The sequence below is a fragment of the Cedecea neteri genome, from assembly GCF_000757825.1.
Taxonomy (GTDB): domain Bacteria; phylum Pseudomonadota; class Gammaproteobacteria; order Enterobacterales; family Enterobacteriaceae; genus Cedecea; species Cedecea selenatireducens.
The window spans coordinates 2,085,201-2,098,939 of record NZ_CP009451.1; the positions used below are offsets into that span (position 1 = coordinate 2,085,201).

At 57.0% G+C, this 13,739-nt stretch carries 10 protein-coding genes; 7 read left to right on the forward strand and 3 right to left on the reverse strand.

The window, feature by feature from the left end; genetic code table 11:
* The first annotated feature begins 212 nt into the window (after positions 1–212).
* Positions 213–2,231: an NADPH-dependent 2,4-dienoyl-CoA reductase gene (locus JT31_RS09535; protein WP_038476030.1), complete on the forward strand. Its 2,019-nt coding sequence runs from the start codon at positions 213–215 to the stop codon at positions 2,229–2,231.
* On the opposite strand, the gene rlmG is transcribed toward JT31_RS09535, so the two are convergent.
* Complete coding sequence (gene rlmG, locus JT31_RS09540) at positions 2,228–3,364, reverse strand: 23S rRNA (guanine(1835)-N(2))-methyltransferase RlmG (RefSeq protein WP_038476033.1); 1,137 nt, start codon at positions 3,362–3,364, stop codon at positions 2,228–2,230. The genes JT31_RS09535 and rlmG overlap by 4 nt on opposite strands.
* Positions 3,365–3,448: 84 nt before the next feature.
* On the opposite strand from rlmG, the gene JT31_RS09545 reads away from it, so the two are divergent.
* The 4 genes from JT31_RS09545 to sstT all read left to right on the forward strand — a co-directional run bounded on the left by JT31_RS09545 (position 3,449) and on the right by sstT (position 7,720).
* Positions 3,449–3,949, forward strand: coding sequence for a M48 family metallopeptidase (locus tag JT31_RS09545; protein WP_038476036.1), 501 nt, complete (start codon positions 3,449–3,451; stop codon positions 3,947–3,949).
* 49 nt (positions 3,950–3,998) lie between these two features.
* A complete protein-coding gene (locus JT31_RS09550; protein WP_038482987.1) occupies positions 3,999–4,997 on the forward strand; it encodes a Gfo/Idh/MocA family protein in 999 nt (332 codons plus the stop codon).
* A 244-nt stretch (positions 4,998–5,241) separates the two neighbouring features.
* The gene (locus JT31_RS09555) at positions 5,242–6,210 is read left to right on the forward strand and encodes a TerC family protein (protein ID WP_038476039.1); all 969 of its coding nucleotides are present in this window, start codon (positions 5,242–5,244) and stop codon (positions 6,208–6,210) included.
* 265 nt (positions 6,211–6,475) lie between these two features.
* The gene (gene sstT / locus JT31_RS09560; RefSeq protein ID WP_038476042.1) at positions 6,476–7,720 is read left to right on the forward strand and encodes a serine/threonine transporter SstT; all 1,245 of its coding nucleotides are present in this window, start codon (positions 6,476–6,478) and stop codon (positions 7,718–7,720) included.
* A 532-nt stretch (positions 7,721–8,252) separates the two neighbouring features.
* Here the strand turns inward: sstT and JT31_RS09565 are convergent.
* Both JT31_RS09565 and uxaC read right to left on the reverse strand, forming a co-directional pair.
* The gene (locus JT31_RS09565; RefSeq protein WP_038476045.1) at positions 8,253–9,740 is read right to left on the reverse strand and encodes a UxaA family hydrolase; all 1,488 of its coding nucleotides are present in this window, start codon (positions 9,738–9,740) and stop codon (positions 8,253–8,255) included.
* Between the two features lie 7 nt (positions 9,741–9,747).
* The gene (uxaC, locus tag JT31_RS09570) at positions 9,748–11,160 is read right to left on the reverse strand and encodes a glucuronate isomerase (protein WP_038476048.1); all 1,413 of its coding nucleotides are present in this window, start codon (positions 11,158–11,160) and stop codon (positions 9,748–9,750) included.
* A 374-nt stretch (positions 11,161–11,534) separates the two neighbouring features.
* On the opposite strand from uxaC, the gene JT31_RS09575 reads away from it, so the two are divergent.
* Together JT31_RS09575 and exuR are read left to right on the forward strand one after the other, a co-directional pair.
* Complete coding sequence (locus JT31_RS09575; protein WP_038476051.1) at positions 11,535–12,836, forward strand: MFS transporter; 1,302 nt, start codon at positions 11,535–11,537, stop codon at positions 12,834–12,836.
* A 108-nt stretch (positions 12,837–12,944) separates the two neighbouring features.
* Positions 12,945–13,721: a transcriptional regulator ExuR gene (gene exuR / locus JT31_RS09580; protein WP_038476054.1), complete on the forward strand. Its 777-nt coding sequence runs from the start codon at positions 12,945–12,947 to the stop codon at positions 13,719–13,721.
* Positions 13,722–13,739 lie beyond the last annotated feature (18 nt).

Below are 13,739 nucleotides of genomic sequence, written 5' to 3' on the forward strand. Positions count from 1 at the left end.
CACTCCCCTTTTCCCTTTTGCTCCGCGACGGCTAAATTAGAACTCATCCGACCACATAAAAATAATTCGTTACCCTGGATAATTCGAGTTGCAGGTAGGCGGCAAGTGAGTGAATCCCCAGGAGCTTACATAAAGTAAGTGACTGGGGTTCAGGAGTGCAGCCAACACCCCTGCAGCTTGAAGTATGACGGGTATACATTTTGGAACCGATTATGAGCTACTCGTCGCTGCTTGCCCCGCTGGATCTTGGCTTCACCACTTTGAAAAACCGCGTGCTGATGGGCTCGATGCACACCGGGCTGGAAGAGCTGCCGGACGGCGCTGAGCGCCTCGCGGCTTTCTATGCCGAGCGTGCCCGCCACGGCGTGGCGCTGATTGTCACCGGCGGGATTGCCCCTTCGGCCTCCGGCGTGACCATCGCCCACGGTGCGGTACTGAACGATAAAAGACAGCTGGCGCATCACCAGCTTGTGACCGATGCGGTTCACCGTGAAGGCGGCAAAATTGCCCTGCAGATCCTGCATACCGGCCGCTACAGCTATCAGCCTAAGCTGGTCGCGCCTTCGGCCATTCAGGCGCCGATCAACCCGTTTAAACCTCACGAGCTCAGCCACGAAGAAGTCTTAACGCTGATTGAGGACTTCGCCCACTGCGCGAGCCTTGCGCGGGAAGCCGGGTATGACGGCGTGGAGGTCATGGGTTCGGAAGGCTATCTGATTAACCAGTTTTTAGCGGTGCGGACTAACCAGCGCGACGACGAATGGGGCGGTGACTACGAGCGCAGAATGCGCTTTGCCGTTGAGGTCGTCCGTGCCGTGCGGGAACGGGTTGGCAAAGAATTTATTATTATCTATCGCCTGTCGCTGCTCGACCTGGTGGAAGGCGGCGGCAACTTTGACCAGGCCGTGACGCTCGCCAAAGCGATAGAAAAAGCGGGCGCGACGCTAATTAATACCGGCATCGGCTGGCATGAAGCCCGTATTCCTACCATTGCTACATCCGTGCCGCGCGGCGCGTTTAGCTGGGTAACCAAAAAACTGAAAGGCCACGTCGCGCTGCCGCTGGTGACGACCAACCGAATCAATACCCCGGAAACCGCCGAGCAAATTCTGGCCGACGGCGATGCGGATATGGTGTCGATGGCTCGGCCTTTCCTCGCCGACCCTGAATTTGTCTCCAAGGCCGCCGCAAACCGGGCAGATGAAATCAATACCTGCATCGGCTGCAACCAGGCCTGCCTGGATCAGATTTTCGCCGGGAAAGTGACCTCCTGCCTGGTCAACCCGCGCGCCTGCCATGAAACCAAAATGCCCGTTGTGCCCGCGACGCAAACTAAGCGCATCGCGGTTGTTGGCGCGGGCCCTGCCGGGCTGGCCTTTGCGGTTAACGCCGCCGGGCGCGGCCATAGCGTCACGCTGTTTGACGCCGCGGCGGAGATTGGTGGGCAGTTTAATATCGCCAAACAGATCCCCGGCAAAGAGGAGTTTTTCGAAACGCTGCGCTACTACCGCCGGATGCTGGACATCACCGGCGTGGACGTTCGCCTTAATCAATACGTTGAGCCCGAGAAGCTGAGCGGCTACGACGAGGTGGTACTGGCCTGCGGCATTGAGCCGCGCCTGCCGGAGATTGAGGGCATCGGGCATCCGAAGGTGCTGAGCTATATCGACGTATTGCGCGACAAAGCGCCGGTGGGCAAGCGCGTGGCGGTGATTGGGGCGGGCGGCATTGGCTTTGATACCTCGATGTACCTGAGCCAGGAAGGGGCGTCCACCAGCCAGAGCATCGCCGAGTTCTGCGTGGAATGGGGGATTGATACCAGCCTGCAAACCTCTGGCGGCCTGCGCCCGGAAGGGCCGAATCTGCATAAAAGCCCGCGCAGTATTTTCCTGCTGCAGCGTAAAACCAGCAAGCCGGGCGAAGGCCTGGGCAAAACTACCGGCTGGATCCACCGCGCTACGTTGCTGGCTCGCGGCGTGAAAATGCTGGCGGGCGTAAGCTACGAACGCATCGACGATGCCGGGCTGCACATCACCATAGGCGGAGAGCCGCAGCTGCTGGAAGTGGATAACGTGATTATTTGTGCCGGGCAGAACCCGCGCCGCGAGCTGCAGGAGCCGCTACAGGCCATGGGCAAAACCGTGCATTTGATTGGCGGGGCCGATGTGGCAATGGAGCTGGATGCCCGACGCGCTATCGCGCAGGGCACCCGTTTAGCGCTGGAGATTTAGCTCCGACGGCCTAACTTCACCGCTTTGAGCACCACGAACTTGCTGTTCGTCGCAACCGTGGTGCAGTTACCGAAGATCTTCTTCAGCTTGCGGAAGTAGTCAAGGTGACGGTTGGCCACGATGTACAGCTCGCCGTTGATTTTCAGGCAGCGGCGAGCGTGGTGGAACATCTCCCACGCAATCTGATCGGTAAGCGCGTGCTGCTGGTGGAACGGCGGGTTGCACAGTACCGCATTGAAGCGGAACGGCTCCACGCCGGACAGCCCGTTATTGATCATAAACTCGCAGCGGTCGATATCGCCCGGCAGGTTGGTTTCAACGTTCAGGCGGCTGGACGCGACGGCCATCGGCGATTCGTCCACAAATACCACCTGCGCCAGCGGATTTTTCTCCAGCAGCGTCAGGCCAATCACCCCGTTGCCACAGCCGAGATCGACAATCTCACCTTCCAGATCGGAGGGTAAATGCTCAAGGAAGAAACGTGCGCCGATATCCAGCCCGGTACGGGAGAAGACGTTCGCGTGGTTGTGAATGGTCCACTCTGTCCCTTCCAGCTTCCAGCTCAGCGTCTCCGGCGCGTCGGCCAGCGCCGGCTTAGTGACGGTCGGGTTAACCAGGCGCGCTTTTTTCCATGCAAGCGTGGTGGTGGTTGGCCCTAAAATCTTTTCAAACAGCTCAAGCGTAGAGTTGTGAATGTCACGCGCTTTCGCGCCCGCGATAATGCGGGTTTCCGGCGTCACCACTTTACGTAGCGCGCGCAGCTGCTGCTCAAGCAATGCCAGCGTTTTAGGAATTTTAATCAGCACCAGCCCCGGCGCCTGCGGGTAAGCCGCGGTGCTGTCGAGGAAGGTGACGCTGTTTTCCGGAATGTCGTTCTCGCGCAGGTTTTCACGCGTTGCCAGCTCGCTTAGGTACGAGTCGCCAATGCTGTATGGCTTGTGCTCGGCCAGCACGCAGGCCAGCGTACCGAACGTGTCGTTAAGAACGAGAACGGGGCCGACTGGCTCAAGTTCGTCTACCTGCTGCAACAGGTAGTCATCTGCCGCTTCCCACGCCTGCAGCGGGTTAACGTCGTCCGTTTCCGGAAAACGCTTCAGCGTCAGTGAACGAAAACCGTTGTCTAATTGGCTCATCGGCCCTCCTGGATGGTAAAGTTTGGTGATATCCCCATAGCGGGGGCGAGAGTATACCTTTTTTTCCCTCAACCTGAGACAAGCATGAGCGAACTGATTTATTTAAGCGGTTATCCGGAGCATTTGCTCTCGCAGGTGCGCACCCTGATTCGCGAGCAGCGCCTCGGCGCGGTGCTGGAAAAGCGCTACCCGCAGGGGCACAACATCGCGACCGATAAAGCGCTTTATGCCTACACTCAGGAGTTGAAAAGCCAGTTTCTGCGCAACGCACCGCCGATAAATAAAGTCGCTTATGACAGCAAAATTCACGTGCTGAACAACGCGCTCGGGCTGCATACCGCCATTTCACGCGTGCAGGGCAATAAGCTGAAAGCCAAGGCGGAAATTCGCGTGGCGACGGTGTTTCGCACTGCGCCCGAAGCCTTTCTACGTATGATTGTGGTCCACGAGCTGGCGCATCTTAAGGAGAAGGATCACAACAAAGCGTTTTACTCCTTGTGCTGTCATATGGAACCGCAGTATCACCAGTTAGAATTCGATACACGACTTTGGCTTACGCAGCTGGCGCTTAGCGGCGCGGCCTGATTAGCTCCCTGACTTATTGATTATCGACTTCCGGAGAATGCACTCGTTTATGATACGTTTCGCTGTGATTGGAACCAACTGGATAACCCGCCAGTTCGTGGATGCCGCCCATGAGAGCGGCAAATATAAGCTGACCGCGGTGTATTCCCGTAGCCTGGAGCAGGCGCAGGCCTTCGCCAACGATTACCCGGTCGAGCACCTGTTTACTTCGCTGGACGAGCTGGCGAAGAGCGATGTCATCGACGCGGTGTACATCGCCAGCCCAAACTCGCTGCACGGCCCGCAGAGCCTGCTGTTCCTCAGCCACAAAAAACACGTTATCTGCGAGAAGCCGCTGGCGTCTAATCTTGCGGAAGTCGAAGCGGCTATCGCCTGCGCCCGTGAAAACCAGGTGGTGCTGTTCGAGGCGTTTAAAACCGCCAGCCTGCCAAACTTTATCGCGCTGCAGCAGGCGCTGCCGAAGGTGGGGAAAATCCGTAAGGTGCTGCTCAACTACTGCCAGTATTCTTCGCGCTACCAGCGCTACCTGGACGGTGAAAACCCAAACACCTTTAATCCGGCGTTTTCCAACGGCTCCATCATGGACATCGGCTTCTACGTGCTGGCCTCGGCGGCTGCATTGTGGGGTGAACCGCACTCCGTTCACGCCACGGCTTCCCTGCTGGACAGCGGCGTGGACGCTCACGGCACCGTTCAGCTGAACTACGGCGATTTCGACGTCACCCTGATGCACTCCAAAGTGAGCGACTCGACGATCCCAAGCGAAATTCAGGGCGAAGCCGGTTCGCTGGTGATTGAAAAAATTTCCGAATGCCAGCGCGTCACATTTATTCCGCGCGGCGGCAAACCGCAGGATCTGACGCTGCCGCAGCATATCAATACTATGCTGTACGAAGCGGAGACGTTTGCCCGCCTGGTGGAAGAGAATGAGGTCAATCACGCCGGGCTGGTGACATCGCGCATCACGTCGGCGCTGGCGACCGAAATTCGCCGCCAGACAGGGGTTAAGTTCCCGGCAGACGATGTGAGCCAGCAGGCCACGGCATAATGAATTTTGCAGAAAACCAGGTAACAAAATATTGACCAAAGCCGTTGCTTGTCATATTTTGTTACCTGCAAAGGGGAGTAACTTCATTGCCGGTTAATCGTCATTACGATGCGAAAGCATCCGGTTGCCGGGCGACGTTAAAACGTCGTAAGTGAGACCTTGCCGGAAGGCGAGATCCCTGTTGCAAGCGAAAGCGGCTGGCGTCTTCTGATGTTAGCCGTTTTTGTTTTCAAGGAATCTCATTATGCATACTGTCGGTACTCCGCTGCTCTGGGGCAGCTTCGCCGTCGTGGTCGCCATCATGCTGGCGATCGATCTCCTGGTTCAGGGCCGCCGTGGCTCGCAAACCATGTCAATGAAGCAGGCGGCCGTCTGGTCGCTGGTCTGGGTTTCACTTTCCCTGCTGTTTAACCTCGCCTTCTGGTGGTATCTCAGCGGTACCGCTGGCCGCGAAGTGGCGGACACTCAGGCGCTGGCCTTCCTCACCGGTTATCTGATTGAAAAAGCCCTTGCGGTCGATAACGTCTTCGTCTGGCTGATGCTGTTCAGCTATTTTGCCGTGCCTGCCGCGCTGCAGCGGCGAGTGCTGGTCTACGGCGTGCTTGGCGCTATCGTGCTGAGAACCATCATGATCTTCGGCGGTAGCTGGCTGATTACCCAGTTCGAATGGCTGCTGTATGTGTTTGGCGCCTTCCTGCTGTTTACCGGGATTAAGATGGCGCTGGCGAAGGAAGATGACACCGGTATCGGCGACAAGCCGCTGGTGCGCTGGCTGCGCGGCCACCTGCGCATGACCGATAAGATCGAGAACGAACGTTTCTTCGTCCGCCAGAACGGCCTGCTGTACGCTACGCCGCTGTTGCTGGTGCTGATTCTGGTGGAGCTGAGCGATGTGATTTTCGCGGTAGACAGCATTCCGGCAATCTTCGCGGTGACCACCGATCCGTTCATCGTGCTGACGTCTAACCTGTTCGCCATCCTCGGCCTGCGCGCCATGTACTTCCTGCTGGCCGGCGTGGCAGAACGCTTCTCAATGCTGAAGTATGGCCTGTCGGTTATCCTGGTGTTTATCGGCATCAAGATGCTGATCGTCGATTTCTACCATATCCCAATCGCCGTTTCGCTGGGCGTGGTGGGCGGTATTCTGGCGGGTACGCTGATTATCAACGCCTGGGTAAACCACCGTAACGACCAGAAGAAGCCGGCGGAGTAAGCCAACATCTCACCGTAAAAAAGGGGCGTAATGCCCCTTTTTCATTCTGGCAAACCGCCATCGTCCCAAATTGCTGAATATGTCACATGAATGTTAATGATCAGTTGCGAAATCTAACGCTGAACGCAATTCCAGCTTGAAATGCTTTTTCCTTTACCGCTTTTCCTTATACTCAGCGGGCAAACACATTTTCTTACAACCGCCCAGACGCAGCCCACTGCGCACGCGGAACGGAACGACATCACTGACACACAGGAAGGTATTCATGAGTTCGCAAGCTTCTGGATTACTGCAGCGCTTTGCCCGCGGCAGCCTCGTAAAACAAATTCTCGTTGGCCTGGTGCTGGGCATTGTGCTCGCGCTGGTCTCCAAACCCGCCGCCGTGGCAACCGGCCTGCTCGGGACGCTGTTCGTCGGCGCGCTCAAAGCCGTGGCGCCGGTGCTGGTCCTTACGCTGGTGATGGCTTCTATCGCTAACCACCAGCACGGCCAAAAAACCAATATCCGCCCAATTCTGGTGCTGTACCTGCTGGGCACGTTCTCCGCCGCGCTGACGGCGGTCGTCGTTAGCTTTATGTTCCCTTCCACGCTTCACCTGACCAGCAGCGCCACGGATATTTCGCCGCCGTCAGGGATCGTCGAAGTGATACACGGCCTGTTGATGAGCACGATTGCCAACCCGATAGACGCCGTGCTGAACGCCAACTACATCGGCATTCTGGTATGGGCCGTTGGCCTGGGCTTTGCCCTGCGCCACGGCAGCGAAACCACCAAAAGCCTGGTGAACGATTTGTCTGACGCGGTGACCTTTATCGTGAAGGTGGTTATCCGCTTTGCGCCAATCGGGATCTTCGGCCTGGTCGCCTCTACGCTCGCCACGACCGGTTTCTCCACGCTCTGGAGCTACGCCCAGCTGCTGCTGGTGCTGCTGGGCTGCATGTTCGGCGTGGCGCTGATCATCAACCCGCTGCTGGTGTTTATCACCACTCGCCGTAACCCGTACCCGCTGGTGCTGGCCTGCCTGCGCGAGAGCGGCGTGACCGCGTTCTTTACCCGCAGCTCGGCGGCGAACATTCCGGTCAACATGAGCATGTGCCAGAAGATGAACCTGGATCGTGATACTTATTCAGTGTCGATTCCGCTGGGAGCAACCATCAATATGGCCGGGGCCGCAATAACGATTACGGTGCTGACGCTGGCTGCAGTGCACACGCTGGGCGTACCGGTGGATCTGCCCACCGCGCTGCTGCTGAGCGTGGTGGCTTCACTTTGCGCCTGTGGGGCTTCTGGTGTGGCGGGCGGTTCGCTGTTGCTGATCCCGCTGGCCTGCGGCATGTTTGGCATCCCGAATGAGATTGCCATGCAGGTGGTGGCGGTAGGCTTCATCATTGGCGTATTGCAGGATTCCTGTGAAACCGCGCTGAACTCTTCTACCGACGTTATCTTTACCGCTGCCGTTTGTCAGGCCGAGGATGCCCGTCTGGCGAAGGCCGATCCGCTACGCGGTTAATGCTTTCACATCGCCCGGAATAGGTCTATTAGTCAAAATATTTACGATTATGAAGGGGCGGCGCAAATTACGTTCACTTCCAGCGTCGCTTCTGGTTTTTACCCTCACCCTGACCCTCTCCCTAAAAGGGAGAGGGGATAAACAATGTTTCCCATCGTCTGTGTTCCCCCTCTCCCTCTGGGAGAGGGCCGGGGTGAGGGTTGAATTGCCTCCCGGCTCTCATCGCCCCCGGTTATGACCCAACTCAGGCGGGGTTGAGCTGCCGGGAGCAGCGAAAGAGAGCGATCGTCGGGAACGAATCGCGAACGACCCCGAATGTTTGGGTGATAGCCGGTGGGTTTACCGCTTCAGCGGCGATGAGCTCGCCGGGCGCCGGGGCTGTTCGGGGGATGGCGTTATCCCCCGGACACGTTCACCGTGATCTGAACGTGCAGGGAAAACTGATCTGCAGGTGAACGGGATCACTGAGAAGTGAAATATATCTCCCGGAAGATTTAAAAAGGCTATGTGTGTAAGAGACGGGACCGGGAATTCATAAAGTGACACCACTCTTAAACAGCGCCAGCTCGCGGAAATCATTTTTCTCGTTGCAGGTTGGCGCGCCGTTAACTTTCTCAACGATCGTCCCGATAAACTTCTCCAGCAGATCCGGCAGGGTGCTGCCGTGCAGCAGCTTCCCGGCGTCAAAATCGATCCAGTGCGGTTTCTTCGCGGCCAGCTCGCTGTTAGTGGCAATTTTCACCGTTGGCACAAACCCGCCGTAGGGCGTTCCGCGCCCGGTGCTAAACAACACCATGTGGCAGCCTGCCCCCGCTAAAGCGCTGGTAGCAACAGCATCGTTGCCGGGCGCGCTCAGCAGGTTTAATCCAGCCTGTTTTAACCTTTCGCCATAGCGAAGGACGTCAACGATTTGGCTTTCACCGGCCTTCTGCGTACAGCCGAGCGATTTCTCTTCGAGCGTGGTGATCCCGCCCGCTTTGTTGCCCGGGGAGGGATTCTCATAAATAGGCTGCCGGTGCTCGATAAAATAGCGTTTGAAGTCGTTGATCATCGCCACCGTTTTCTCGAACGTGGCTTCGTCACGACAGTGGCTCATCAGCAGCCTCTCCGCGCCAAACATTTCCGGTACTTCCGTCAGCACCGTCGTGCCGCCGTTCGCTACGACATAGTCAGAAAAACGGCCCAGCATCGGGTTCGCGGTAATGCCGGAGAGGCCGTCCGAGCCGCCGCATTCGAGCCCGAATTTCAGCTCGCTCAGTTTGCCCGGTTCGCGCCTGTCGTGGCGCATTGCCTCATACAAAGCGTGCAGATGCTCCAGCCCGGCTTCAACCTCATCGTCCTGCTGCTGAAGTGCCATGAAATGGACGCGCTCAGGGTCGTATTCCCCTAAGGTTTCGCGGAACGCGCTAATTTGGTTGTTTTCGCAGCCCAGGCCGACCACCAGCACCGCACCTGCGTTCGGGTGATGCACCATGTTTTGCAGCATGGTGCGGGTGTTGAGATGATCGTCGCCCAGCTGAGAGCAGCCAAACTGGTGGCTGAACAGCCAGGCCCCGTCGATATCCGGCGCATTGCCCGTCTGCTGCAGAAAACGGCTCAGCATTTGCCGCGCAATGCCGTTCACGCAGCCGACGGTGGGCAGGACCCATAGCTCATTGCGGATGCCAACCGCGCCGTTGCTACGGCGATAAATGTTTACCTCACGGTCGACGAAAGGTTCCACCGCTGGCACTATTTCCGGCTGGTAGCGATATTCATCGACATCATTAAGGTTAGTGCGCAGGTTATGGGAATGAAGATGCTCCCCGGCGGCGACATCGCAAAGCGCGTGGCCTATCGGCAGGCCGTACTTCACGACGTTTGCCCCTTCGGCAATCGGCTGGAGCGCGAACTTGTGGCCACGGGCGATCGGCTGTCGAAGCCTGAAAGTTTCCGCCGCAGCGCCCACCTCTTCGCCCTCCGCCAGGTCCACCAACGCAACCGCAACGTTATCCAGCGCATGGATCCTGATATATCGCATCTCAGCCTCAGTTCAGCTCAATGGCAAAGTAGTCGCGGGCGTTGTTGAAGCAGATGTTTTGCACCATCTCCCCTAACAGCGGCAAATCTTCAGGCACTTCGCCCGCCTGCACCCAATGGCCAAGCATGCGGCACAAAATGCGGCGGAAGTATTCGTGACGGGTGTAGGAGAGGAAGCTGCGGCTGTCGGTCAGCATACCGACAAAACGGCTCAGCAGGCCGAGCTGTGCAAGCTGGGTCATTTGCCGTTCCATACCGTCTTTCTGATCGTTAAACCACCAGCCGGATCCGAACTGCATTTTTCCCGGCATGCCCTCGCCCTGGAAGTTACCGACCATCGTACCAATCACTTCGTTGTCTCGTGGATTGAGGCAGTAGAGAATGGTTTTAGGCAACAGATTTTCCTCATTCTGTTTGCTCAGCAGCTTCGACAGCGGCTCGGCCAGCGGGCGATCGTTGATGGAATCAAAGCCTACGTCCGGCCCCAGCAGGCGGAACTGGCGCTGGTTATTATTGCGCAGCGCGCCGATGTGGTACTGCTGCACCCAGCCGCGACGGGCGTATTCGGTTCCCAGCCACGCCAGCACCGCCGTTTTAAACTGCGCGGCTTCGGTTTCATTGACCGGATTACCCGCCAGACGACGGGCAAGAATAGCGTCCAGCGTGGCTTCATCCGCTTCGGCAAAGACCACCACGTCCAGCGCATGGTCGGCAACCTTGCAGCCGTGGGCGGCAAAATGATCGAGTCTTTTACCTAACGCCGCCTGAAGATCGCCGAAGCGGCGGATGTCGGTATCAGAAACCGCTGACAGCGTCGAAATGTAGTCGCTGAACGTTGCCTGCTCGATATTAAAGGCCTTGTCCGGGCGCCAGCTCGGCAGCACTTTGACGTCGAAGCTGCCGTCTTTAGCTACGGCGGCGTGGTGCTCCAGAGAGTCCACCGGATCGTCGGTTGTCCCCACCATTTTCACGTTCATCTGCTGCATGATGCCGCGGGCGGTGAATGCGTCCTGCTCCAGCAGCCCGTTGCACTGATGCCAGATTTCATCCGCCGTTGCCGGGGAAAACAGCTTGCCGGTGATGCCAAACGGGCGGCGCAGCTCCAGATGCGTCCAGTGATACAGCGGATTGCCAAGGGTGTGCGGCACCGTTGCCGCCCAGGCGTCAAACTTTTCGCGATCGCTGGCATCGCCGGTACAAAGCCGCTCGGCCACGCCGTTAGTGCGCATCGCGCGCCACTTGTAGTGATCCCCTTTCAGCCAGATGTCATACAGGTTTTTAAAGCGATAGTTGTCGGCTATTTGCTGCGGCGGCAGATGGCAGTGGTAGTCAAAAATGGGCTGTGATTTCGCGTAGTCGTGATACAGGCGGCGGGCGAATTCGGTATCAAGAAGAAAATCTTCGGTCATAAACGGGGCCATAGTGGAGCGTCCTCAGCAAAGAGCGTTTCTGTGCTTGTGCATGATGGAACAAAGTTATCACACCAATTTTTAGGCAACGACCTCAATTTTGCGTTAAAGCTCACAAAACAGACACATCAATCCCGCCTTCTCACGGCAAAACAGGGCTAAATCCCGCACCATTTCTGGCTTCAAGCCGCTATCCAGCATGGTATTACCTGAAAATGCTTTTGTGATATCACTCAACTTATAAAGATGTATGACAAGTTATCTTTCAAGCCGTCGCAGTACCTCTTGCCGGGCAACGCTTGCCACGGCCCATAGGTGACAAGAGCAGGAACGGCAGCCGGTTTACCTGGAACAACGTTCACAATAAAGACGGGATGGGGTTATAAATGCGAAAAATTAAAGGCTTACGCTGGTACATGATAGCGCTAGTGACGCTGGGCACCGTGCTGGGCTATCTGACCCGTAACACGGTGGCCGTTGCGGCCCCCACGCTGATGAGCGAGCTGAATATCACCACGCAGCAGTATTCGTGGATCATTGCAGCTTATTCAGCTTGTTATACCATTATGCAGCCGGTTGCTGGCTACCTGCTGGACGTGCTCGGCACCAAAGTTGGCTACGCGGTGTTTGCCGTGGCCTGGGCGATATTCTGTGGCGCAACCGCTCTCGCGGGTAGCTGGGGCGGCCTGGCGCTAGCCCGTGGCGCGGTCGGTGCCGCTGAAGCGGCGATGATCCCCGCCGGATTAAAGGCCAGCAGCGAGTGGTTCCCCGCCAAAGAGCGCTCTATTGCGGTGGGCTACTTCAACGTGGGCTCTTCCATTGGGGCAATGATTGCCCCGCCGCTGGTGGTCTGGGCCATTGTGATGCACAGCTGGCAGATGGCATTTATGATAACCGGCGTGCTGAGTTTTATCTGGGCAATGGTCTGGCTGTGGTTCTATAAAAATCCGCGTGATCAGAAAAAGCTCTCCAGCGAAGAGCGCGAATACATCATTAGCGGCCAGGAAGCCCATCACCAGACTGATAACACGAAAAAGATGTCGGCCTGGAAAATCCTGCGCAACCGCCAGTTCTGGGGCATCGCTCTGCCGCGCTTCCTGGCAGAACCTGCGTGGGGCACATTCAACGCCTGGATCCCTCTGTTCATGTTTAAAGCCTACGGCTTTAATCTGAAAGAGATTGCGATGTTCGCGTGGATGCCGATGCTTTTCGCCGACTTTGGCTGCATTCTTGGGGGTTATTTGCCGCCGCTGTTCCAGCGCTGGTTTGGCGTCAACCTGATTGTTTCCCGCAAGCTGGTCGTGACGATGGGCGCGGTATTGATGATTGGCCCTGGCACCATTGGCCTGTTTACCAGCCCTTACGTGGCGATTGCTTTGCTCTGCGTGGGCGGATTTGCACACCAGGCGCTGTCCGGCGCGTTAATCACCCTGTCTTCCGACGTTTTCGGGCGTAACGAGGTGGCGACGGCTAACGGACTGACGGGAATGGCAGCCTGGACTGCCAGCACGCTGTTTGCTCTGGTTGTAGGTGCCCTGGCCGACACAATGGGCTTCAGCCCGCTCTTCGCGGCGCTTGCCGTGTTCGATCTTCTCGGCGCGATTGTTATCTGGACGGTGCTGAAAAACCAGTCTGCCAGCGAACTTGCGGCCGAGAGCGTCGTGCCAAACGCCGTGACACAATCCTGATCTCTGATGTCGCCTACGGGCGGCATTTCTCACCCTCGTTGCTAGAGCGCTATCGGAAAAAGTGGTATAACAAATTCACTCACGCGCAGCCCTCTTCCGGAGCAACTTATGGACGCCATTGAACCCCGCCGCCTTTACCAGCAGCTCGCCGCCGAACTTAAGCAACGTATTGAAACAGGTGTTTACCGGGTCGGAGAAAAACTGCCTGCGGAGCGTTACATTGCGGAAGAAAAAAACGTCAGCCGCACCGTTGTCCGTGAAGCGATTATCATGCTGGAAGTTGAAGGATACGTTGAAGTGCGTAAAGGCTCAGGCATTCACGTCATGTCCAGCCAGGCGAAGTACATGACCGTGCCGGACGAGCGCTTTGAATTTGCCAATTATGGCCCTTTCGAACTTTTGCAGGCGAGGCAGCTTATTGAGAGCAATATTGCCGAGTTTGCCGCCACCCAGGTCACCAAGCAGGATATTGTGAAGCTGATGGAGATCCAGGAAAAGGCGCGAAACGAGCAAACGTTTCGTGATTCAGAGTGGGATCTCCAGTTTCATGTGCAGGTTGCGCTGGCAACGCAAAACGGCGCGCTGGCCACCATCGTAGAAAAAATGTGGAGCCATCGAGTTCACAATCCATACTGGAAGAAACTGCACGAACACATCGATATGCGCCCGGTGGATAACTGGTGCGACGACCACGATCAGATTCTTAAAGCACTGATTCGAAAAGATTCTCATGCAGCTAAGCTGGCCATGTGGCAGCACCTCGAAAATACCCGCCAGATGCTGTTTAACGCCACCAGCGACGATTTTGAATTCAACGCCGACCGCTATTTATTTGCTGAAAATCCGGTGGTTCATCTGGATACGGCCGCAAACGGTCAAAAATAGTCATTTTTCCCGCCGAGG